Annotated in this window: 19 protein-coding genes; 12 read left to right on the top strand and 7 right to left on the bottom strand. The window is 71.4% G+C overall.

Annotated elements, in window-relative coordinates; genetic code table 11:
• Positions 1–87 precede the first annotated feature (87 nt).
• The 3 genes from IE278_RS12325 (at position 88) to IE278_RS12330 (ending at position 3,619) form a co-directional block, all read left to right on the top strand.
• On the top strand, positions 88–1,368 hold the full coding sequence (locus tag IE278_RS12325) for an LmeA family phospholipid-binding protein (RefSeq protein WP_189771628.1): 1,281 nt from the start codon (positions 88–90) through the stop codon (positions 1,366–1,368).
• Positions 1,369–1,568: 200 nt separating this feature from the next.
• On the top strand, positions 1,569–1,703 hold the full coding sequence (locus tag IE278_RS42920) for a hypothetical protein (RefSeq protein WP_263973018.1): 135 nt from the start codon (positions 1,569–1,571) through the stop codon (positions 1,701–1,703).
• Positions 1,704–1,837: 134 nt separating this feature from the next.
• Complete coding sequence (locus IE278_RS12330) at positions 1,838–3,619, top strand: ABC transporter ATP-binding protein (protein ID WP_506417399.1); 1,782 nt, start codon at positions 1,838–1,840, stop codon at positions 3,617–3,619.
• Positions 3,620–3,684: 65 nt separating this feature from the next.
• Here IE278_RS12330 and IE278_RS12335 read toward each other — a convergent pair whose 3' ends face one another.
• Complete coding sequence (locus IE278_RS12335; protein ID WP_373311986.1) at positions 3,685–4,809, bottom strand: pectinesterase family protein; 1,125 nt, start codon at positions 4,807–4,809, stop codon at positions 3,685–3,687.
• A gap of 258 nt (positions 4,810–5,067) precedes the next feature.
• On the opposite strand from IE278_RS12335, the gene IE278_RS12340 reads away from it, so the two are divergent.
• The 5 genes from IE278_RS12340 (at position 5,068) to IE278_RS12360 (ending at position 10,931) form a co-directional block, all read left to right on the top strand.
• Entirely contained in the window at positions 5,068–7,986 is a 2,919-nt protein-coding gene (locus IE278_RS12340; protein ID WP_213089718.1) for an NACHT domain-containing protein, read from the top strand.
• Positions 7,987–8,407: 421 nt separating this feature from the next.
• Positions 8,408–8,755, top strand: coding sequence for a DUF6247 family protein (locus IE278_RS12345; RefSeq protein ID WP_189771634.1), 348 nt, complete (start codon positions 8,408–8,410; stop codon positions 8,753–8,755).
• Positions 8,752–9,075 carry a hypothetical protein gene (locus IE278_RS12350; protein ID WP_189771636.1) on the top strand — a complete coding sequence of 108 codons (324 nt, stop codon included), beginning with the start codon at positions 8,752–8,754 and terminating at the stop codon, positions 9,073–9,075. Before IE278_RS12345 ends, IE278_RS12350 begins: the two co-directional genes overlap by 4 nt.
• Before the next feature lie 87 nt (positions 9,076–9,162).
• A complete protein-coding gene (locus IE278_RS12355) occupies positions 9,163–9,795 on the top strand; it encodes an RNA polymerase sigma factor (RefSeq protein WP_189771999.1) in 633 nt (210 codons plus the stop codon).
• Positions 9,792–10,931, top strand: coding sequence for a CU044_5270 family protein (locus IE278_RS12360; RefSeq protein ID WP_189771638.1), 1,140 nt, complete (start codon positions 9,792–9,794; stop codon positions 10,929–10,931). Before IE278_RS12355 ends, IE278_RS12360 begins: the two co-directional genes overlap by 4 nt.
• Positions 10,932–10,949: 18 nt before the next feature.
• Here IE278_RS12360 and IE278_RS12365 read toward each other — a convergent pair whose 3' ends face one another.
• From IE278_RS12365 to IE278_RS12380, 4 genes are all read right to left on the bottom strand, one after another.
• Positions 10,950–12,416 (bottom strand): sensor histidine kinase, encoded by a 1,467-nt coding sequence (locus IE278_RS12365; RefSeq protein WP_189771641.1) that lies wholly within the window; start codon positions 12,414–12,416, stop codon positions 10,950–10,952.
• On the bottom strand, positions 12,413–13,144 hold the full coding sequence (locus tag IE278_RS12370; protein ID WP_107015248.1) for a response regulator transcription factor: 732 nt from the start codon (positions 13,142–13,144) through the stop codon (positions 12,413–12,415). Before IE278_RS12370 ends, IE278_RS12365 begins: the two co-directional genes overlap by 4 nt.
• 117 nt (positions 13,145–13,261) lie before the next feature.
• Entirely contained in the window at positions 13,262–13,453 is a 192-nt protein-coding gene (locus IE278_RS12375; protein WP_189771643.1) for a hypothetical protein, read from the bottom strand.
• A gap of 48 nt (positions 13,454–13,501) precedes the next feature.
• Positions 13,502–14,638 carry a S1C family serine protease gene (locus tag IE278_RS12380; RefSeq protein WP_189771644.1) on the bottom strand — a complete coding sequence of 379 codons (1,137 nt, stop codon included), beginning with the start codon at positions 14,636–14,638 and terminating at the stop codon, positions 13,502–13,504.
• A 272-nt stretch (positions 14,639–14,910) separates the two neighbouring features.
• On the opposite strand from IE278_RS12380, the gene IE278_RS12385 reads away from it, so the two are divergent.
• On the top strand, positions 14,911–16,671 hold the full coding sequence (locus tag IE278_RS12385) for a trypsin-like serine protease (RefSeq protein WP_189771645.1): 1,761 nt from the start codon (positions 14,911–14,913) through the stop codon (positions 16,669–16,671).
• Positions 16,672–16,860: 189 nt separating this feature from the next.
• On the opposite strand, the gene IE278_RS12390 is transcribed toward IE278_RS12385, so the two are convergent.
• Together IE278_RS12390 and IE278_RS12395 are read right to left on the bottom strand one after the other, a co-directional pair.
• On the bottom strand, positions 16,861–17,880 hold the full coding sequence (locus tag IE278_RS12390) for a LacI family DNA-binding transcriptional regulator (protein ID WP_189771646.1): 1,020 nt from the start codon (positions 17,878–17,880) through the stop codon (positions 16,861–16,863).
• A 23-nt stretch (positions 17,881–17,903) separates the two neighbouring features.
• Positions 17,904–18,734 carry a winged helix-turn-helix transcriptional regulator gene (locus tag IE278_RS12395; protein ID WP_189771647.1) on the bottom strand — a complete coding sequence of 277 codons (831 nt, stop codon included), beginning with the start codon at positions 18,732–18,734 and terminating at the stop codon, positions 17,904–17,906.
• Between the two features lie 198 nt (positions 18,735–18,932).
• Here IE278_RS12395 and IE278_RS12400 point away from each other — a divergent pair, with 198 nt between their 5' ends.
• The 3 genes from IE278_RS12400 (at position 18,933) to IE278_RS12410 (ending at position 21,450) form a co-directional block, all read left to right on the top strand.
• On the top strand, positions 18,933–19,871 hold the full coding sequence (locus IE278_RS12400) for an alpha/beta hydrolase family protein (RefSeq protein WP_189771648.1): 939 nt from the start codon (positions 18,933–18,935) through the stop codon (positions 19,869–19,871).
• Between the two features lie 63 nt (positions 19,872–19,934).
• Positions 19,935–20,189 carry a MoaD/ThiS family protein gene (locus tag IE278_RS12405; RefSeq protein ID WP_189771649.1) on the top strand — a complete coding sequence of 85 codons (255 nt, stop codon included), beginning with the start codon at positions 19,935–19,937 and terminating at the stop codon, positions 20,187–20,189.
• Between the two features lie 7 nt (positions 20,190–20,196).
• The gene (locus IE278_RS12410; RefSeq protein WP_189771651.1) at positions 20,197–21,450 is read left to right on the top strand and encodes a chromosomal replication initiator protein DnaA; all 1,254 of its coding nucleotides are present in this window, start codon (positions 20,197–20,199) and stop codon (positions 21,448–21,450) included.
• The last annotated feature ends 8 nt before the right edge of the window (positions 21,451–21,458 follow it).

Here is a 21,458-nt window from a genome sequence, read left to right on the forward strand (position 1 = left end):
CAGTGGTCCACCAGTTGTCCGTGAGATAGATCGCGAACCGCTGGTAGGAGTTGCGGGTGGGGTTGGTACGCATGATCGAATCGAGCGATGCGTACCCCCCACCCCATAACGGCGCATGCCCCTCCGCGTCCCCCGCCCAACCCGTACGAGGAGCTCGCCGCTCTCGGCGAAGGCCCCTTCGACGACGGACCCCTGGACTCCTTCCTCCGCGACGCGGAGCCCGCGTTCGCCGAAGGACCGGAGGAGGGGGAGGAGGAGTGGGCACCCCCCAACCACCGCAAGGGCTCCGGCAGTCGACGCGGCGGCAGGACCGGCAGGCGCCGTCAGCCGCGCGGCCGGCGCCGAACTCCCCTCTCCGCCCTGCCCCTTGCCGCGAAAGCCGTCATCGCGGTCCTCGTCCTCGCCGCCTTCCTCGCCCTCGGTGACCGCTGGGCCCTCCTGTACGCGGAGCGCACGGCGGCCGAGAAGGTCCGGGACCAGCTGAACCTGCGCGCGTCGCCCGAGGTCGAGATCGACGGCTTCCCCTTCGTCACCCAGGTCCTCGACCGGCGGCTCGACTCCGTGTCGGTCACCGTCCCGGACGTGGCGGCGGACCGGATCTCCCTGGCGAAGGTCTCGGCCACCGCCACCGGGATCCGCATCGACGGCGGCCCGACCTCCCTCCGAGGCGCGCGGATCCCCTCGCTCGACGGCGAGGTACTGCTCTCCTTCGACGACCTGAACCGTGAACTGGGCGCGTCCCAGGTCACGTTCACCGGCCACGGCGGTGACGAGGTGCGGGCGCGCGGCACACTGCCCGTCGCCGGGCACGATCTGCGGCTGCGGGCCGACGCGCGGATCCGGCGGGACGGGGAGCGCGGCATCGCGACCGAGGTCGGCGGTATGCGGCTGGACATCGGTGACCTGGCCACCTTCCGCCCCGGCACCCGTAAGTCCGAGGGCCTGCACCTGACCCGTGAGTCCGCCGCCCGCCTCGCGCGCGAGAAGCGCAAGGCCAAGGAGCTGCTGTCGGTGCCCGCGATCGCCAAGCGGCTGGGTGTGCCGGACAGCGCGGTGCGGACGGCGTTGCGCGACGACAACGACTTCGCCGAGTTCACCGGCTCCCCGCAGTTCGTCCGCAAGCTGATGAAGGTCAACCTCGTCGATCTCGCCGTGGACCACCCCGAGATCCTCAAGCGGCTCGGCTTCGACCCGGCCCTCCTGGACGGCCTCTCCCGCCTCACGCGTCCGGCCCTCGTCGACCGTCTCTCCATCGGCTTCCGGCTCCCGAAGCCGCCCCGGGGCGATCTGCGGCTGCGGGACGTACGGGTCCACAAGGACGGGATCAGCGTGCGGGTGACGGGCCACGGGCTCGCCGTAGGGAAATAAATAAGTCCTGGGTGAGCGGCGTAATAAAGCCTGTGTGAATAGCGCCCTGGTTCCCGACTCCGTCTGAAAACCGTCTCAGCCGCAATTCATCGAGGTCTCAGCGGATTTGGCGATTTCCGTCTCCGTGCTCCCGTAGTGTTTTCCATGTCGAAGCCGAACAGGGCTTACGGCAAAGAGAATCCAAGGAAAGAGGAAATCCCATGAGCTTCCACAAGGTCACCCCGGTCCGCAAGTCCCGCAAGTCCGCTCCGGCCGCCAAGAAGCAGGCCGCGAAGCCCGCGCCGAAGCGTGCCGCCAAGCAGCAGCAGAACCGCCGCCCGGTCGGCAACAAGTAGGCGACGCCACGAGGCGGGGTCCCCGGATTCGATCCGGGGACCCCGCCTCGGCCCTTTCCCGGCCCCGGAAAATGGAAAAGGCCAGGCGCCACAAGGGTAAGCGGCAAGCAGCGAGAAGTGAGCAGGGAAAGGGAATGGAAGGTATGCGGGAAGTAAGGGAGGCATTCGCGCGTTTCTGGCCGCTGACGCGCGGCGACCGCGGATGGCTGGCGCTGATCATCGCCTGCGTGATCGTGTCCGCGCTCGCGGAGACGGCCTCGATCCTGCTCTTCGCGGAACTCACCGACCACGCCCTTCAGGCCGGTTCGCTGTCCGCCTTCTGGGGCCCGGCCGGCGCCTGGCTCGCGGTGGCCGTCCTCGGGGCGGTCGTCGGTTATCTCGGCAACTCCCTCGCGGTCCGGACGGCCGAGAGATTCGTACTGCGGCTGCGCGCGGGCGTCTTCCGCCATGTCCAGGACCTGCCCCCGCACTTCTTCCAGCGCCACCGCCGCGGTGATCTGGTGGAACGGCTCACGGGTGATGTCGAGGCCATCGAGCAGATGGTGGTCTCGGGCGCGGTCGGAGCGGTCTCCGCCCTGTTCTCGGCGATCTTCTACTCCGCCGCCGCGCTCTGGCTCCGTTGGGACCTCGCCCTGGTCACCTTCCTTCTCGCACCCCTCTTCCTCGTCGCGGCCCGCCGTTTCGCGGGCCGTATCCAACGGGCCGCCCAGGACGAGCGGACCGCCGACGGAGCGATCACCTCGGTCGTCGAGGAGTCCCTCGGCAACATCGTGCTCACGCAGGCGTACAACCGGCGCGGGGCGGAGGAGAAGCGACTCGACCGCGAGGCGCGCGCCTGGCTGCGGGCCAGTGTGCGCGGGGCCCGCGCGAGCGAGATGTACGAGCAGTTCGTCGAGGTCGTCGAGACGCTCTGCGTCCTCACGGTGATCGGGCTCGGCGCCTGGGAGATCTCGCAGGGCCGGATGTCCCTGGGCCAACTGCTCGCCTTCGCCGCGTTCCTCGGCTACCTCTATCCGCCGATCCGCGACCTCGGCCGGCTCGGTCTGAGCCTGACCGCCGCGACCGCCGGGGCCCAGCGGCTCCAGGAGATCCTGGACACCGAGCCCGCCGTCACCGACCCAACCACCCCGGTCGGGGAGTGGCCCGTGAAGGGCCGGGTCTCCTTCCACCACACCTCCTTCCGCTATCCGGGCGCGGAGCGCGACAGTCTGCGGGAGGTGACGTTCACCGCGCAGCCCGGCGAGTTCGTGCTGGTCACCGGCCCGAGCGGCGCCGGAAAGTCGACCCTCACCAAACTCCTGACCCGTTTCTACGACCCCTCCGCGGGCGTGATCTGCCTGGACGGCGTCCCGCTCACGGACGTCACCCTGGAGTTCCTGCGCGAGAACGTGGCCCTGCTGCCCCAGGAGACCCTGGTCCTGCACGGCACGGTCCGCGAGAACATCGCCTGCGGGCGGCCGGGTGCGACGGACGAGGAGATCGAACGGGCCGCACGCGACGCGGACGCCCACGAGTTCGTCCGCCACCTGCCCGACGGGTACGGGACGCTGATCACGCCCGGTACGGCCGTGCTGTCCGGCGGGCAGCTCCAGCGGGTGGCCATCGCCCGCGCGATGCTCCGGGCCGCCCCCGTCCTCGTACTCGACGAACCGACCACCGGGCTCGACGCGCTCGCCGCGCGCCGGGTCGTCCAGCCGCTGCGGCGCCTGGTGTCCGGCCGGACGACCGTGATGATCACCCACGATCTGACGCTCGCCCCGGACTCCGACCGGATCCTCGTCGTGGACGGCGGACGCCTCGTGGAGCAGGGCACGCACGAGGAACTGCTCGCACACGGGGGCACGTACGCGCGGCTCGCGGGCTGCCCGCTGCCGACGGAGACGACCCTGCCACTGCTGCTGCAGTCGAGCCCTTAGATCCGTACTCCTGGGCCAGGAGCAGGTCCGCACTCCGCGGTCAGGAGCAGGTCTGTACAACTCGGTCAGGAGGCGGTCGGGGTCCAGGTGCCGAGCCAGTCCGCGACCTCCTGGCCGCCTGCCTGGGCGTCGGTCAGCTGCGGGCGGTCCGTGCTCGCGGCGCCCGAGCCGGGGCCGGTGTTCCGGTACTCCGCGAAACGGTCGTCCTTCCAGGAGAAGCCACCCATGTCCACCCACGGGGTCGCCTTCACGGCGGCGCTCAGTGTGGAGTCGCGCACGGTGGTCTGCGGGTCGAGGGCCGCGTCGCCGCCTGCGTGCCAGTTGCGGCCGAGGTAGAAGGTCCCGGCGGACACGTCACCGTTGACGACCGAGCGGTTGATGAGGATGCCCTTGCGGTCGGCGGCCGTGCTGGGGGCGGTGATGTACCCCGCCGAACTGCCGTCCCAGCGCTTCTTCAGGGTGATCACCGACTGGTCGATCACGGCGGACGCGCGGCCGAAGATGAAGTCGACGTTGCCGACGACGTAGGAGTTGCGGACGTAGACGCGGCCGAGCTTCTCCTTGGCGGCGGTGTCGAGCAGCAGGGTGTCCTGGTCGCCCTCGACGATCACGCCGTCGAGGAAGACCTGGTCGGCGGCGGTGCGCAGCGCCACGGCCTGGTGACCGCTGAGGCTCTGGTTGGCACGCTCGTCGAAGTCGTTGGAGAGCGTGAGGTTACGCGCCTGGAAGTCGTCGGCCTCGACCGCGACGGTGGCGCTGCCGCTGGTCCCGTACGTCCCGCCGCCGGGCTTCGCGGTCCCGGCCGCGTTGTTGTAGACGATGACGGTGTCCTTACGGCTGCCGCCCGTGCCCTGGATGGTGACGTGCGGCTTGTTGGACGGCACCTTGACCAACTCGCGGTACGTGCCCGGCTTGACGGAGATCACGACGCGCGAGGCGTTGCCGGCGGGGACGGCGTCCACGGCGGCCTGGACGGTCGTGTACATCCCGCTGCCGTCCTTGGCGACGGTGAGGGTGACGGCCGCGGCGGCACGGGCGTGGGCACGGCCATGGACACGGTCATGGGCATCGGCGCCGGCTTCGGCGCCACTCGCCGTGTTCGCGGTGGCTGTGGCGGCTACCAGGGCCAGCGGCACACCGACGACGACTGCGGTCCTGTGCCCGCGGGGGCGGGCCTTGCTGCGGTTCACCGTCACGGGCGGCTTCCGTTCGTGTGGGGGTGGGGGAGCCGGTCGTTCGGTGGTCGCCGCCCGTGGGGGAAAGGTTGCCGCGGCACCGGAGGACGGCAGGGCGCGGGCGTCGGTGCCGGCCGCCGGACACGGGCATGTGCTCCCGTCATGCTTCCGCGCGCCCGCCCCCGGGGCCCGGTACGCCGGTACGTGGACGACCGCCGCCTCGTTCACCCCCTGGGACCTGGGACGACCGGGTGCGGACAGGAGGGGCGGGGGATGCGGGATGCACGGCTGCGACGGCGGTTCGGGCTGGGCATGGGCGCCGCGGCGTTGCTCGCGCTGGCCGTCGCGCTGGCGGGCGGCGGCCCCGACCGGACGTCGATGTGGATCTCGGCGGTCTCGGCCCTGGTGTCGGTCGGCGCGTTCCTGACGGAACTGCTGCGCGAGGAGACGGACCCGTGCACCGCCGCCGACCGGCGGCAGCGGGCGGCCGACGAACTCGCCGAGGCGGTGGACCTCCAGTGGCGGGCGGAGGCGCGGCTGCGCCGGCTGTACGACCCCGAGCCGCTGGACGTCCACTGGTCGCGCGTCGGCCCGCCGCTCGCCGACCGGCCGCGGGACACCCGGCGGCCCGGGGCGCCCAGCCCCGCGATCACGCTGCCGGAGCCGCGCGACGGCGACCAGCGGCTGGACCGGATCGTCGAGACGTTCATGGCGCTGCCGTCCCGCCGGCTGGTCGTGCTGGGCGATCCGGGGGCGGGCAAGACCGTACTCGCCGTGCGGTTCGTGCTGGGGGCGCTCGCGGACCGGCAGCCCGGCGACCCCGTACCGGTGCTGTTCCCCCTGGCGGGCTGGGACCCCAGGTCCCTGACGCTGCGCGACTGGCTGGCGGAGCGGCTGGCCGCGGAGTACCGGCCGCTGGCCGCCGTCACCGGGAATCGCACCATGGCCCGTGAACTGCTGGACGCCGGGCTCCTGTTGCCCGTACTCGACGGGTTCGACGAGCTGCCCGGGCCGGCGCACGGGACGGCGCTGCGGCGTCTGAACGCCGAACTCGACGAGCGGCTGCCCGTCCTGCTCACCTGCCGTACGCAGGACTGGACCCGGGCCGTGGGCGCCGGTGCCGTGCTGACCGCCGCCGAGGTCGTACGGCTGCGACCGCTGGACCTCGCCACCGCGCGCGGCCATCTGGAGACCACCGCGCGAGCGGACCCGTACGGCTCCACGCCCTGGACCCCGGTCCTGGCGGACCCGCCCCCGCCCCTCACGGAGATCATGTCCTCACCGCTGATGGTGGCGCTGGCCCGCAGGGTGTACGGGGACACCTCGCGTGACCCGGCCGAACTGCGGGACACCGGCCGCTTCCCCACCGCCGGACATGTCGAGGAGCACCTGCTGGAGGCCTTCGTCCCGGCGGCCTTCGGCGAGAACGGCCGGAGCGGCGGCGCCTGGAGTCCGGACGCGGCGCACCGCTGGCTGCGCCGGCTCGCCCGCGACGTCGGTACGACCGGCACCTGGCGGCTGGCCTGGTGGGAGCTGCCCACGGCGATGCCCCGCGCGCTGCGCGTGATCGGCCCCGCCGTCCTGGCGCTGCTCGCCTCGGCCGCGCTGCTGGTGCCGCTGGCCAAGTTCGGGCACGGCGTGGTCGCCGACTGGGACAGCGTGCCGTCGACCGTTCTCAACTACGCGGGCATCCTGCTGGGCCTGTGCTTCGGACTGGCCCGGCTGCTGCCCGCCACGGCGCGGACTCCGCAGGGGCCACGGCAGTTGGTGCGGCTGGCCCTGCGGATGGCCGCCGCGGCCACGGTGGTGGCGGTGGGCATGGGCCTGTTCGTACCGCCCCTGGTCGGCTCCCGGCTCGGCGCGGTGCTCACGCAGAGACCGGCCTGGTTCCTGAACGGCTGCTGTTTCGGACTGGTCCTGTCGATGATGTTCGGCGTCGCGGGTCTGCCCCGACGCCCCCTCCCGATGGGCCTGCCGTGGGCGGGCAGCCCGAGCGGCCCGCGGGCCGTGCGCGCGCTCGGCGCCGTCGTCGTCTTCACCGGCCTCGCCGTCTACGGCTACTCGCGGCAGACGGCGGTGGTCCCCGCCCTCACCTGCCTCGGCGCCGGGCTGCTGCTCCTCCTGGCCGGACTGCGGCGCGGGGAGCGGACGGCGGCGCCGTACACCGGCCCCGGCGCCGTGCTGCGCGGCTTCGGCAGGGGACTGCGCCGGGGCTTCGTGGCCTGCACGCTCATCGGGGTCTGCGTGGGGGCCCTGGTGGGCTGCGTGGCCGGTGCGTTCGCCGCGTACGAGATCCACGCGGCCGGGCCGCGCGCGAGCGGCGAGGTGATCGAAGGCTGGGAACTCCACCGGACGGCCGACGGCGGGCGCTCGGTCCGCTCGGTCGTACGGGAGGAGTTCTGGCTGGTGGGGCGTACGGGGCTGGACGAGCCGTTCGCCGTGCGGAAGGGCGCGCGGATCTCGCGGGACGAGAGACTCGGAACGTTCACGGGGACGCTGCGGATCCACCAGGAGGAGGGCGCCTGGGTGACCGTCTGGAAGGGCGGCTCCCGCGACTGGAGGGGCAGGTCCGTGGATGCCCACAATCTGGTGCGCGCCCTGCCGTACGAGGCCGAGGTCTGGCTCGTGCACCGTTCGCCCGGGGCGGTCGTCCTCGACGCCGTGGGCCCTTTCGTGGCGTTCGGCCTCCTGATCGGTGCCATCGGAGGATGCGCCTCCGGTGTCTACCGCGCCCTGAACACCCCGTCCGACACCATGCGCGCGGCGGGCCCGCTCAGCACCCTGCGCACCGACCGGGACGCCACGCTCGCCAGGAGCGCGATCGCCGCGCTCCTCACCGGCGGGGTCTGCCTGGTGCTGCTCTCGGTCATGCCGCCGGGCGGCACGCTGGGCACCATGCACACCGAGGTGTGGGTCCAGGTCGGCACGTCCTCGCTCGCGCTGAGCGCCTGGGGCCGCCTCGCCCCGGCCAGAATCTGGCTGGCGCTGACCGGCCGGGCGCCGTGGCGGCTGATGGGCTTCCTGGAGGAGGCCCACCGGCGGGGGGTGCTGCGGCGGTCGGGGGCGCACTACGAGTTCTGCCATCTGCGTCTCCAGCAGAGCCTGGCGGCGGCCCCGATCCCCGGACCCTCGGGTGCTGCGCCGGACCTCGGCCTGGTACTCAGGAGTGATCGAGGACAACAGAGTCCGTAAGGCCGGGGTGCGGATCGTCGCCGACGCCGATGCGCGCACCCCGGCCGGCCGCGACGCGGAGCACGTCCGCCAGGGACTCCACCGACCTGGTGAACGCGAAACGTACGGCACGTTCGCCCGCCTCCGGACCGGCGGGCACGGCCCTGGCGCAGGCCAGGACCTGCGCGCCTGAGCCCAGTTGGGGCCGCCTCGGTCCTGGTCCGCGTTCACGCAGGGCGTCAAGCGTGGGGCGGACCTGAATCCCGGCGGGTGAAGCGGGCGGGAAACCCGGACGGGGAGGTGGGCGGTCCGGTCAGGGTGATGCCATGGCAGAGATCATGACCCCAGACCCCTCGGCGAAGCCGCTGCGCGCACAATCCTTGCTGGGGCGGTGAGCCCGACTATGGTCGTGGACACGGTGCGTCGAAGGAGGACATCGATCATGGCTGCTCACGCTGCGGAATCCGGTGCGGTGATCCCCCCCATGCCCGAGCGGACCCCGAAAGCGCTGCGCAGGGCGCTCGCCGAGGATGCTCCCCACCTCCTCGCCGACTTCGACAGGCACTGGAAGTGGGCGATCGCCGACACGTACGACCTTGGTCCCGTGCCCGCGTTCATGGCTCGCTGGTGGGTCGAGTTCGCGATCGCGCGTGATCCGAAGCTCGACGCCCACCTGCATGACCTGGAACAGCGGGCGGCTGAGGCCACTGACATCGCCGAGGCCAAGGCCCTCCTCGAAGAGGCATCGAGGATTCGGCACGAGGCTCTGAGGACGGAGCCCGGCGAGTGACCGACGAGTTCATGGGGCCGCCTTGGCAAATGGACTGGCGGCTTGATGCCCTCGCCGTCCGTGATGCGCTGCCCGAGCACGTGCGCAAGATGGTTGACGAGGTTCGTGCCGAGCTGGTCACCGCGAAGGACCCGTACTTCCGAGGCGTCGAGGCCAATACAGGTCTACCCGACGGCATGGCCGTCGAGCCGGCACTGTCCAGCCAGCCTAAGGGCGCTCGCTTGTTCTTCTTCGGCCATGGAAACGGCTGGCTCACCTACACCTTCGTGTCCCGCGCCGAAGACCCGCAAATCATCGTGGAGCAGGTCTTCTGGCTGTGAGTTGTTCGGCCGGGCGTCCCGGGGTGTGACGTGGATCACGGGAAGTCGGGTTCCTCTGCCGTACAGCTCATAGGCGTGACCACTCATATGCGAACCCGGGTGCGGGCCGGGGACCAGGGCGCCTTCGCCGAGCTCTTCGACGTGTACGCCCGTGCCGTGTACAACCACGCCTACCGGCTGACCGCGGACTGGTCGACCGCCGAGGACGTGATGGCGTCGACCTTCATGGAGGCCTGGCGGCTGAGGGACAGGGTCGACCCCGAAGGCGGCTCCCTGCGGCCCTGGCTGCTGGGCATCGCCACCAACACCGCGCGCAACCAGTTCCGCAGCAATTGGCGTTACCGCCGTGCCGCGAGCGCCGCCGCGGCGGCCGAGACGGCCGTGCCCGATCACGCGGACGAGGTCGCGGGGCGCATCGACGACCGGCAGCGGCTCGCCACCGCCCTGACCGCTCTCGCCGCCCTGCGCAGACCCGAGCGCGAGGTCATCACGCTCTGCCTGGGGGAGGGCCTGGACTACGAGGCCGCGGCGGAAGCGCTCGGCATCCCCGTCGGCACGGTCGCCTCCCGCCTCTCCAGGGCCCGTAAGAAGTTGCGGCGTACCGCTTCCGGAAACGCCGCGGAGAAAGTTCGCGGGAATCGGGAAGGCCCCCGGCCCGCCCGACAGACAAGAGGCGATCACGCAAAAGCGATCCGGCCCGCACAGGAGGGAAACCGATGAACGCGAACACGCCCCGGCACGGCTCTGCCGAGTCAGAGTCCGGGTCCCAGTTCGAGTGGGAGCAGGACGCACAGCTCCTGTCCCGTACCGCGCGCGACCTGCCGTCGGGCCGTCACCAGTTCCACAAGGAGCGTCTGATGGCCCAGATCCACGAGCAGATCCAGCGGGACGAGCGCACGGCGGCCCCGGCCGCACCCGCGAAGACGCGGCGGTCACGGCTGCCGCGTCCCGCGATCACACTGCCCGCGATGGCGTTCGGCCTGTCCGCGGTGATCGTCGCCGGAATCGTGACCTTCGGCGACGGCGACGGCGTGCGGGAGAGCGGAGTCGCCACCGGACCCGCCCTCACCACCGACATCGGTACCGCGACCACGAAGGGCGTGCCCCAGCTGCTGGACCAGATCTCCCTGGCGGCGGCCGAGGGCGACCACCCGACCGTGAAGGACGGCCAGTACGTCTACATCGAGTCCGTGCTGGCCGACACCTTCGTGAAGACCGTCGACGACAAGTCCGCTCTCGCCAGCCACGAACTGCACAAGCGGCAGATCTGGGAGTCCGCGGACGGCGTCGAGGGCTGGCTGATCGACGCCGCCGTCAACGAGAGTTCCGAGGGCGAGACCCTGACCCTGCCCGACGAGCAGGGCAACACCCCGAAGGCGCACCTGGGCAGCCCGTCGTACGACTACCTGACCAAGCTGACCACCGACCCCGACGCACTGCTCGCCAAGATCTACAAGGAGACCGAGGGGCAGGGGAACACCCCCGACCAGCAGGCCTTCTCCACCATCGGTGACCTGCTCGCCGAGAGCTACCCGCCGGCGGAGCTCTACCCGGCGCTGTTCGAGGCCGCTGCCAAGATCCCGGGCGTGGTCGTCGTCGACGACGCGGTGGACGCGGCCGGCCGGCACGGCGTGGCGGTGGCCCGGCTGGACGAGACCAGCGGCCAGCGCGAGGAGTGGATCTTCGACAAGAAGAGCCATGTCTACCTCGGCGCGCGCAATGTCCAGGTGAAGCCGCTCAAGGAAGAGGGCATCCTGATCAAGCCCGGCACCGTGAACTTCACCATGGCCATCAAGAACCGCGCCGTGGTCGACGGTATGAAGGAGACCCCCTCGGCCCCGGCCCAGGCGGGCTGAGTCCCGGTCGGTCCCCGGTCAGCTCTCGTTCAGTGCGGGCGGGGGAGTCGGCGCCCCGGGCAGGCGGATCGCCGCGATCGTGCCGCCGCCCGGGGCCGGGCTCAACGCCACGTCCCCACCCGACTGCTGGACCGTACGCGCCACGATGGACAGGCCGAGGCCCGAGCCGGGGAGCGCGCGGGCGCTCGGGGAGCGCCAGAAGCGGTCGAAGACGTGGGGGAGTTCGTCGGCGGGAATGCCCGGGCCGTGGTCCCGTACGGTCAGTTCGCCGCCTCTGAGGGTGACGTCGATCGCGCCGCCCTCGGGGCTGAACTTCACCGCGTTGTCGAGGATGTTGACGATGGCCCGCTCCAGCGCGGTGGGCTCCGCCCGGACGAACCAGGGGTGCACGTCCGCCGTGATCGTCAGCTCCGGGCCGCGCAGCCGGGCCCGGCGCAGGGCCGACTCCACGGTGTCCTGCAGCGCGACCACCTGCACGCGGTCGGCCGGCGTGCCCGCGTCCGAACGTGACAGCGTCTGCAGGTCGCCGATGAGCGCGGCCAGTTCGGTCATCTGCGCCTTCACCGAGGCGAGCAGCGCCTTGCGGTCCGCCGGGGGGATGGGGCGGCCCGTCTCCTCACTGCGGGTGAGCAGTTCGATGTTCGTACGCAGGGAGGTGAGGGGGGTGCGGAGTTCGTGACCGGCGTCGGCGATGAGCTGCTGCTGCAACTCGTGGGAGTTGGCGAGCGAGGCGGTCATCGAGTTGAAGGACCGGGACAGCCGCGCGATCTCGTCCTCGCTCTCGTCCTCGACGGGGATGCGGACGGAGAGGTCCTCGGTGCGGGCCACGTGCTCGACCGCCTCGGTGAGCTTGTCGACGGGGCGCAGACCTGCGCGGGCGACTGCCAGTCCGGCCGCGCCGGCGCCGAGGACTCCGATGCCGGAGACGAGGAGCAGGATGAGGGCGAGGTCGTTGAGGGTGCCCTGGGTGTTCTTGAGGGGGAGCGCGACGAGGAGGGCGGCCTTGGACGAGGTCTGCGTGGTGGGGTCGGTGACGGTCAGTCCCGGCAGGACCATGACGCGCACATCGTTCCCGTCCGCGTCGGTACCGTTGCGGAAGGTGCCGCTGGTGGTGTCCGCGGCGTCGATGACGTCCTTGTCTCCCTGGGTGACGTTGACCGAGCCCGTGGAGAACGACAGGACACAGGGCGTTCCGTCCTCCATGACCAGCTGGAAGTAGCCGCTCCGCGGAGGGCCGTTGTCGCTGTTCAGCGGGGTCGGGGTCTGCGAGCAGTTCGAGACCGCGGCCTCGGCCTGGGCCTCGATCCCCCTCATCCCCAGCGTCTTCTCCAGGTCGTTGTCCAGCTGGTCGTACAGTTTCCCCTGCACGATGAACCAGCACGTCACCGACACCGCCGCCACCGCGAACGCCACCGCCGCCGCGACGAGGAGGGACAGCCGGGCCCGGATCGGCAGGGAGGTGAACCGGCGGGCGAGCCTCTTCACTCCGCCCCGCCCGACCGCAGGACATACCCCACACCCCGCACCGTGTGCACAAGACGCGGCTCGCCGCCCGCCTCCGTCTTGCGGCGCAGGTACATCACGTACACGTCCAGGGAGTTGGACGACGGCTCGAAGTCGAAGCCCCAGACCGCCTTCAGGATCTGCTCCCGCGTGAGGACCTGGCGCGGATGGGCCAGGAACATCTCCAGCAGGGTGAACTCCGTGCGCGTCAGCTCGACGGGACGCCCCGCCCGCGTGACCTCCCGGGTCGCGAGGTCCATGCGCAGGTCCCCGAAGGTCAGCGCGTCGTCGGCCGGCGCGCCGACCGCGGCGGCCGCGTACGAACTGCGCCGCAGCAGGGCCCGTACGCGGGCGAACAGCTCGTCCAGTTCGAACGGCTTGACCAGGTAGTCGTCGGCGCCCGCGTCGAGTCCGGTGACCCGGTCGCCGACCGTGTCGCGGGCCGTGAGCATGAGGATCGGCGTCGTCGTGCCCGCGCCGCGCATCCGGCGGGCGGCGGTCAGGCCGTCCATCCGGGGCATCTGGATGTCGAGGACGACCAGGTCGGGCTGGTACGCGATGGACTTCTCCAGCGCGTCCGCGCCGTCGACGGCCACCTCCGTGTCGTACCCCTCGAAGGCGAGACTGCGCTGGAGTGCTTCGCGCACGGCCGGCTCGTCGTCGACGATCAGGATGCGCTGGGGTTCACGGTCGCCTTCGGCGGGGCTCATCGCGGTCAGTTCCTCGGGTGCGGTGGGACGTGGGCGGGGCGCTTTCAGCCTCGCACGTTTCGGGCCTGTTCTCGTAGAGCCGCCTGACGGCGGGAGAGCAGCCTCGACGGCGGGAGATCAGCCTCGTACGGTACGGCGGGCGCGGGCCGCGCCGCCGCCGCGTCGGGCGGAGCCGCGCGGCGCCCGCGCCGTGGCCATCTCGGGCGCGCGGGGCGCGGGCGCGTGCAGTTCGTGGGCCACCGCGAGGGCCAGGGTGAACCCGGCGGGGTCGGCGCCCGCGAGGGTGTGGGACACGGTCTTGATCTGCATGACGACCTCCGGGGTCTGGGGCGGGTCGGTCGGGGGAGCGAGCGGGGCTCAGCTGTCGGAGCCGCCGGCCCGCAGCGAGGCCAGGTCGGCCTTGACGGTGTTGACCGGGATGGCGAAGCCCAGGCCGACGCTGCCGGCGCTCGACGAGGACGAGGAGTCCGTGGCGGCCGAGTACATCGCGGAGTTGATGCCGATGATGTTGCCGTTCATGTCGATCAGCGCGCCGCCGGAGTTGCCCGGGTTGAGGGACGCGTCGGTCTGCAGGGCCTTGTACGTCGTCGTGGACGAGCCGGTGTCGCCGTTGAACTCCTGGCCGCCGAACTCGAACGGCCACTGCTGGCTGCCGCTGCCGCCGCCCTGCTGTTGCTGCTGCTGACCCTGGCTCTCGTCCGTGGAGACGGTGACGTCCCGGTCGAGCGCGGAGACGATACCGCTGGTGACGGTGCCGGTCAGGCCCTCGGGGGAGCCGATCGCCACGACCTCGTCGCCGACCTTGACGGCGTCGGAGTCGCCGAGCGTCGCGGGCGCCAGACCCGACGGGGCGTCCTCCAGTTTGATCAGCGCGAGGTCCTTCTTGCTGTCGGTGCCGACGACGCTCGCGGTGTACGACTTGCCGTTGCTCAGCTGCACCTTGATCTGGGAGGCGCCGGAGATCACGTGGTTGTTGGTGATGATCTCGCCGCCGGTCGTGATGACCACACCGGAACCGGTGGAGGAGCCCGCGTTCGAGGTCGCGCTGATCTCGACGATGCTCGGGCTGACCGCCTCGGCGACCCCGGCGACCGTGCCCTTCTTGCTGGTGGGCACCACGCTGGTGCTCGTGCTGCTGCCGGCCGCGGTGTCGTTGCCGGTCAGCTCCTGGAAGGCGTACGCGGTGCCTCCGCCGACGGCCGCGGCGGCTATCGCCACGGCGGCCAGCAGGGCCAGCGGGCCCTTGGCGCGCCTGCGGGGCGCGGCGGGAGCGGAGGAGACGGGCTCCGTGAGGAGCGCGGTGGGAGCGCCACCGCCGTGCGAGGCCGGGGCCGGGCCCGCGGCCGGCTGGTACGCCGGCGGGGGCGGCCACTCCGGGTTCACGGAGGAGGTGTTCTGCTGGTGGTGCGACTGCTCGTACGGCTGTCCTGAGTACGCGGACTGCTGCTGGTCGCCCTGGGGGTACTCGCCGCTGCGGCGGAAGCTCTCGGTCATGGGTACGACTCTGTCGCCCGACCATGAGAGCTCCCTGAGTGCTCCCTGAGAAGCCCGACAGAACCTCGTATGCCCGATATAAAGACGCCGGATCCCGCTGATACCGGGGAAACGGGGGGTTACCGCACGGTGAGGTGACGGAAGCGGCGGACGAACACTTGTCGGACTGCTGTGAAGTACGTGTGCGGGGAGGTTTGCGGGGCGCAGGCTTGGTGGGTTCACGACACAACACCGTCGTGGGCGACCACACCCCACCACCTCAGGAGCCCTGAGTGATACCTGCTCTGCGCAGCCGTTGGAGACGCGCCGGTACGGCGCTTCCCGCGGCCGCCCTCGCGCTGGCGCTGAGTTGCGCCGGCGTTCTCGCGGCCCAGCCGGCCACCGCCGCGGACGGCCCCGCCGGGGGACTGCCCGACGTGAGCCTCGCGCAGCCCGCGAAGCCGGCCGCTGGCGCGTCGGAACTGCGCGACCGGATCGTCGACGCCGCGAAGGCGACCGGCGAGACCCCGGACGACGCCTCGCCCGCGAAGTCCCCGTTCATCATCGGCGGCGGCGAGACCACCATCGCCGGCGCCCCGTGGATGGTCCAGCTCGGCTACTACGAGCCCACCACCGGCGACGGCTACTTCTGCGGCGGCACCCTCGTCGCCCCGAACAAGGTCCTCACCGCCGCGCACTGTGTCGCGGGCCTGGACTGGGTGGGCAACGGCGCGGTCCTGGCCGGCACCACCGACCTCGACGACTACACGAACGGCACCCCCGCGGGCGTGTTCCGCCAGTGGACGCACCCCCGCTACGACGCCGACACCACGCAGAACGACATCGCGGTCCTCACCCTGGACCGCCCGCTGGTCGGCGTGCCGACGCTGCGCCTGGCCGCGTCCGACGACAGCGCGCTGTACAAGACCGGCACCACCGGCACCGTCTACGGCTGGGGCCTGACCTCCGGCGCCGACGACGCCACCCTCTCGACGAAGCTGAAGAAGGCGAACCTGCCGCTCGTCGCCGACGCGACCTGCAAGAGCGCGATGGCGTCGGTCCTCGACGGGGACTACTTCGCCGCCGGCTCGATGGCCTGCGCGGGCACCCCCGCGAGCGGCGCCGACGAGGGCACGAACAGCCCCTGCAACGGTGACTCCGGCGGCCCGCTGGTCGTCGGCGGCAAGATCGCCGGCATCGTCTCCTGGGGCGTCGCGGGCTGCACCGCGAAGGGTGCCTACCCGGTCTTCACCAAGGTCAGCTCGTACACCTGGGCGGCCCAGCCGCGCATCGACGACGCGGACCTGTCGTACGACGGCCGCGCCGACCTGCTCGCGCGTACGCCGTCGGGCGGTCTCTTCCAGCAGAACAGCACGGGCACCTCGCTCGCGCAGCGCGCCTACCAGGGCGCCAACTGGCAGAACGCCAGCTGGGGCCTGCAGGCCGACCTGGACCGGGACTTCTACCAGGACCTGATCATCCGCGACAAGACCGACGGCAAGCTGTACCGCAGCTACATGGACCACTCCGTCGGTGACTGGACCTGGATGCAGATCAGTTCGGTGTGGGGCGGCTACAAGTCGTACGCGATCCCCGGCGACATGACGGGCGACGCCCGCCCGGACCTGGTCGCGGTGGACGCCGACGGCTCGGTCTACCTCTACCCGGGGCGCGGCAACGGCCAGTTCTACGGCAAGGTCAAGGTCGTCAGCGGCGCCTGGAAGAACGTCAAGGTCTTCGGCCACGGCGACCTCTCCGGCGACGGCAAGGCCGACCTGCTGGTCCGCTCCACGGACGGCACGCTGTGGCTCTACCGCGGCACGGGCAAGGAGAAGACCCCCTGGTCGGCCCGTATCAAGGCCCGTACCGGCTGGAACTTCACCTCGTACGTCTCCAGCGGCGACGTCACGGGCGACGGCATCGCGGATGTCATGACCCGCGACTCGGCGGGCAAGCTGTGGCTCTACCGCGGTACGAACAAGGCCTCGACGGACCTGTTCGCCACCCGCACCAGCCTGGGCACAGGCTTCAACCAGTACAACTTGCTGTTCTAGACCAACAGACACACGGGCCGGCCCTTGCCACTCGGCAGGGGCCGCCTGCCTTCAGGGGCGCGGGGAACGGCGCAGTCTTTTGCCTTTAGGGGCGCGGGGAACGGCGCAGTCTTTTGCCTTTAGGGGCGCGGGGAACGGCGCGACCAGCCACGACGCACCCGCAGCCGAAATCCGACCCACCCAGCGGAGCTAACACCCGCAGCTGCGCCGGACCACCAAAGAGGACGGGAACAGTTTCAACCGCTCCCGCCGAGCCCCGGCAACCCGAAGCCCGTCGTCGAGAACGAGATCAACGGCCGCCCGAGCCATCGCGGACCGATCGCTCGCGATCGTGGTCAGCGGCGGATCGGTCAACGCCGCTTCCTTGATGTCGTCGAACCCGGCGACGGCCAGCTCCCCCGGCACATCGATCCGCAGCTCCCGGGCCGCCCGCAACAAACCGATCGCCTGGTCGTCCGTGGAGCAGAAGATCGCCGGCGGCCGATCGGGCCCGGCCAGCAGCCGAAGCCCCACCTGATACGCGTCGTACCGGTTGTAGAGCGCCTCGAAGAGGCGACCCTCCGTAGAGCGCCCCGCCTCGTGCATCGCCCGCCGCCACCCCTCGACGTGGTCGGAGACCGGGTCACCGACCGTGGGCGTCTCCGCGACCCCGCCGAGACAGGCGACGTACTCGTACCCGTGCTCAAGGAGATGCTGCGTGGCGAGATGCGCCCCGCCCACGTCGTCCGTGACGACCGCGACGTCGTCGATGGCCTCGGGCCGCTCGTGCAGCAGCACGACTCGCGCGTCCCACGCCTCGATCTCGGCGGCGGCCAGATCGTTCAGCGCGTGGCTGACGAGGATGAGCCCCGAGACCCGCATACCGAGAAAGGCCCGCAGATAGTGGACCTCGCGCTCGCCGACGTAGTCGGAGTTGCCGACGAGCACCATTTTTCCGCGCTCGGACGCGGCCTGTTCGACCGCGTGCGCCATCTCCCCGAAGAAGGGCTGGCGCGCGTCCGGCACGATCAGGCCTATGAGGTCCGTGCGCCGCGACGCCATGGCCTGGGCGACCCGGTCGGGCCGGTACCCCAGCTCCTTGATCGCGGCGAGTACACGCTCGCGCGTGGCCGGGGCAACCGGCCGGGGTCCGTTGTTGATGACATAGCTGACGACGGCGGTGGAGGTACCCGCCAGTCGTGCCACATCATCCCGAGTCACCTTGGCCACGCGCGGAGTCTACGCGGATGGACCTACCGCTGGGCAGGTCGTACGGCTTCTTCCTGCGCCTTCGCCGAGGCCTGTGCCGAGGCCTCCGCGGCGCCGGCCGCGTCGAGGTGCGCCGTCTCGTCCGCATCCTCCGGCTTTGGCTGTGCGGCCTTGGCCTTCGCCTCGTCCGCGGCCCGGTCCACCTTCTCCGGCGTAACGAATCGATAACCGACGTTCCGGACGGTACCGATCAGCGACTCGTGCTCGGGGCCGAGCTTCGCGCGCAGCCGCCGTACGTGCACGTCGACCGTTCGCGTACCGCCGAAGTAGTCGTAGCCCCAGACCTCCTGCAGCAGCTGGGCGCGGGTGAAGACGCGGCCCGGGTGCTGGGCGAGGTACTTGAGGAGCTCGAACTCCTTGAAGGTGAGGTCCAGGACCCGGCCCTTGAGCTTGGCGCTGTAGGTGGCCTCGTCCACGGAGAGGTCGCCGTTGCGGATCTCCATGGGGGAGTCGTCGTTGACGATCTGCTGGCGGCCCATGGCCAGCCGCAGCCGGGCCTCGACCTCGGCCGGACCCGCCGTGTCGAGCAGTACGTCGTCGATGCCCCAGTCGGCGGTGACGGCCGCGAGGCCGCCCTCCGTCACCACGAGCACGAGTGGACAGCCGGGCCCGGTGGAGCGCAGCAGCTGACAGAGGCTGCGGACCTGCGGGAGGTCACGGCGGCCGTCGATGAGAATGACGTCGGCACCTGGGGTGTCGACGAGAGCGGGGCCCTCCGCCGGAGCCACGCGCACGTTGTGCAGCAGCAGGCCGAGGGCGGGAAGCACCTCCGTCGACGGCTGAAGGGCATTGGTAAGGAGCAGCAGAGAACTCATCGCACCCCACCTGCCTGGGTCGTCCTACGGTCACGCACGGTTCGCTCGCCCATAACGTCTGGTTCCTCCTCGGTCCCTGCGAGGACGTTTTCGGCACTGCTCAACGTCGTATACAGCTTTCGTATACAACGCTCCAGAAAGCGCAAAAGGACCCGGGGGCTTCGCTGCCCGAGTCCTCTGCCCAGGAGAATAGCCCACATGAGCCAAGGTCCGGCAGGTCATGTGACGCGATCTTTCATTCGTCCAGAACCTGAGACGGCGGGTGGATGTACGGAAAGTGCTTCGGAAGGATCTTCGCGAGGGGTGCTGAGAAAGTTTCTGCGCACCGCCGACGGGGTGACGATCGACGCCGCGTACGAGCCCGCGCAGAACACGTCCGACACGTCCGGCACGTCGGGCACATCCGCCGGTTCCGGGGCGGCCGAGCCCGGTACCGGCCTGGTCATCGTGGTGGCGCACGGCTTCACGGGGGACCTGGCACGTCCGCACGTCCGGCGGGCGGCGAAGGCCTTCGCGCGGTACGCGGCCGTCGTCACCTTCTCCTTCCGCGGGCACGGCGCCTCCGGCGGGCGCTCCACGGTCGGCGACCGCGAGGTGCTCGATCTGGCGGCGGCGGTGGAGTGGGCGAGAGAACTCGGTCACACCCGTGTGGCGACCGTCGGGTTCTCCATGGGCGGCTCGGTGGTGCTCCGGCACGCGGCGCTGCACGCGAAGAGCGATCAGGAGCACGAGGGGCGCACAGGAGCGCATTCGGACGCCGTGGTTTCGGTGAGTGCACCCGCCCGCTGGTATTACCGGGGTACGGCCCCTATGCGGCGCCTGCACTGGCTGGTAACCCGCCCGGTGGGCCGCGCGGTCGGCCGCTACGGTCTGCGAACCCGCATCTATCACCGCGAATGGGACCCGGTCCCTTCCTCCCCGGTGGAATCGGTCCCTCTCATCGCCCCCACTCCTCTCCTGATCGTCCACGGCGACCGGGACGGCTACTTTCCCGTGGACCATCCGCGCATGCTGGCCGCCGCGTCCGGCGACCACGCGGACCTGTGGCTGGAGCGGGGCATGGGTCACGCCGAGAACGCGGCGGACGACGCTCTGCTGTCCCGCATCGGGGAATGGGCCGCCGCGCACGCGGGTTAGCCGACAGGGCCTAGCCTGGCGGGGTCCGTCACCCGTTTTCTTTCACCTTGATCGAGGAACCAGATGGCAAAGGGCACAGTGCGTTACTGGGCCGCCGCCAAGGCCGCGGCAGGCGTCGCCGAGGAGCCGTACGAGGCGGAGACCCTCGCGCAGGCGCTGGACGCGGCACGCGAGCGACACTCCGGCGAACTCGCGCGCGTCCTGCGGCGATGCTCGTTCCTCATCGACGGCGATCCCGTGGGTACCCGCGGACATGAGACGGTACGGCTGGCCGAGGGCGGCACGGTCGAGGTGCTCCCGCCGTTCGCAGGAGGGTGACGGGACGATGAGCGATCAGCCGTACGAGGGTCCGTACGAGGATCCGTATCAGGGTCAGCAGTACGACGGCCGGTACGAGGGATACGCCCCGTACCAGCAGGCGCCGCAGGCGCCGCAGGCCGGGTGGCCCGGGCAGCAGCAGTACGACGAGGGCGCCGCGCAACAGCAGCAGTACACCCAGCAGTGGGAGGGCCAGACCTGGGAGACCCAGGTCCACCAGCCGGTGAGGCCGGCCGTCCCGGCCGCGGACACGGCGTATCTGCCGCAGCAGGGCCTGAGCCAGGGCCAGGGTCACGGCCAGGCGGAGGCGTCGTACGGGACGTACGGGGCTCCGCAGCAGTCGTACGAAGCTCAGGGGCAGGGGCAGTACGGGGTCGTCGGGCAGCCGATGCCCGGTCACCAGGCTCACCAGGCTCCGGCGGGCGGAAACGCCGTGCCCGAGCCCGCGCCCGCCTCCACGCCCGCGTCCGGTTACGGTCCGGCGACCGTCACCGGCAACACCCGGGTCACCGACGCCCAGCGCGCCCGTGCCGAGGGGCGTTCGCCGATCATCGAGCCCGGCGGACAGCCGGCCGTGCTGACGGCGATCCTCGGACTGCTGCTCGCCGGCGCGGCGGCGGTCGGACAGTACGCGCTGGTCGTGCCGCTGGTGATCCTTCAGGCGGTGACCGCGGCGGGTTGGTTCCGGCTCAACGGGATGTGGCCCGCACGGCAGGGCATCGCGCTCGCCTTCGCGGGTGCGCTCACCGCGGACGTGGCGCTCCTCGTGGCCGGGCGTGAGAACGCCCCTGCCGCGATCCTCGGCACGCTCGGCGTCTGGGTCCTGCTGACGCTGGTCCTCCAGCTGCGCAGCCACGCCGGGGCGGACGAGCGGATGCTCGGTCTGATGGCCACGGTCGTCTCGGCGGCGCTGGCGATCATCGCCACGGGGTATCTGGCGGCGGAACCCGACGCCGTGATCGTGGGCGGGGTGGCGGTCGCGGCGGCGCTGCCGGCGCGGGCGCTGCCGTTGCCGACGGCCGCGTCGGTGGTCGTCGCGTTGCTCGCGGCGGTGGGGGCGGGGGTTGCCGTGGGGGCGCTGACGGATCTGGGGGCGGGTGGGGCGGTTCTCGGGGCGGGGGCGGGGGTCTGTGCGCTGGTCGGGCACCGGGTCGCCAGCTACGACTATCCGTCGAAGTTCGTGCACTTCACGGCGGGGGTGGCGCTGCCGCTCGCCGCGGCGGCCCCGGCGGTATACCTACTGGGCCGCGCCTTGATCTGACTTTCCTC

Source organism: Streptomyces tauricus (assembly GCF_014650955.1).
In the GTDB taxonomy this organism is placed as follows: Bacteria; Actinomycetota; Actinomycetes; order Streptomycetales; family Streptomycetaceae; genus Streptomyces; species Streptomyces tauricus.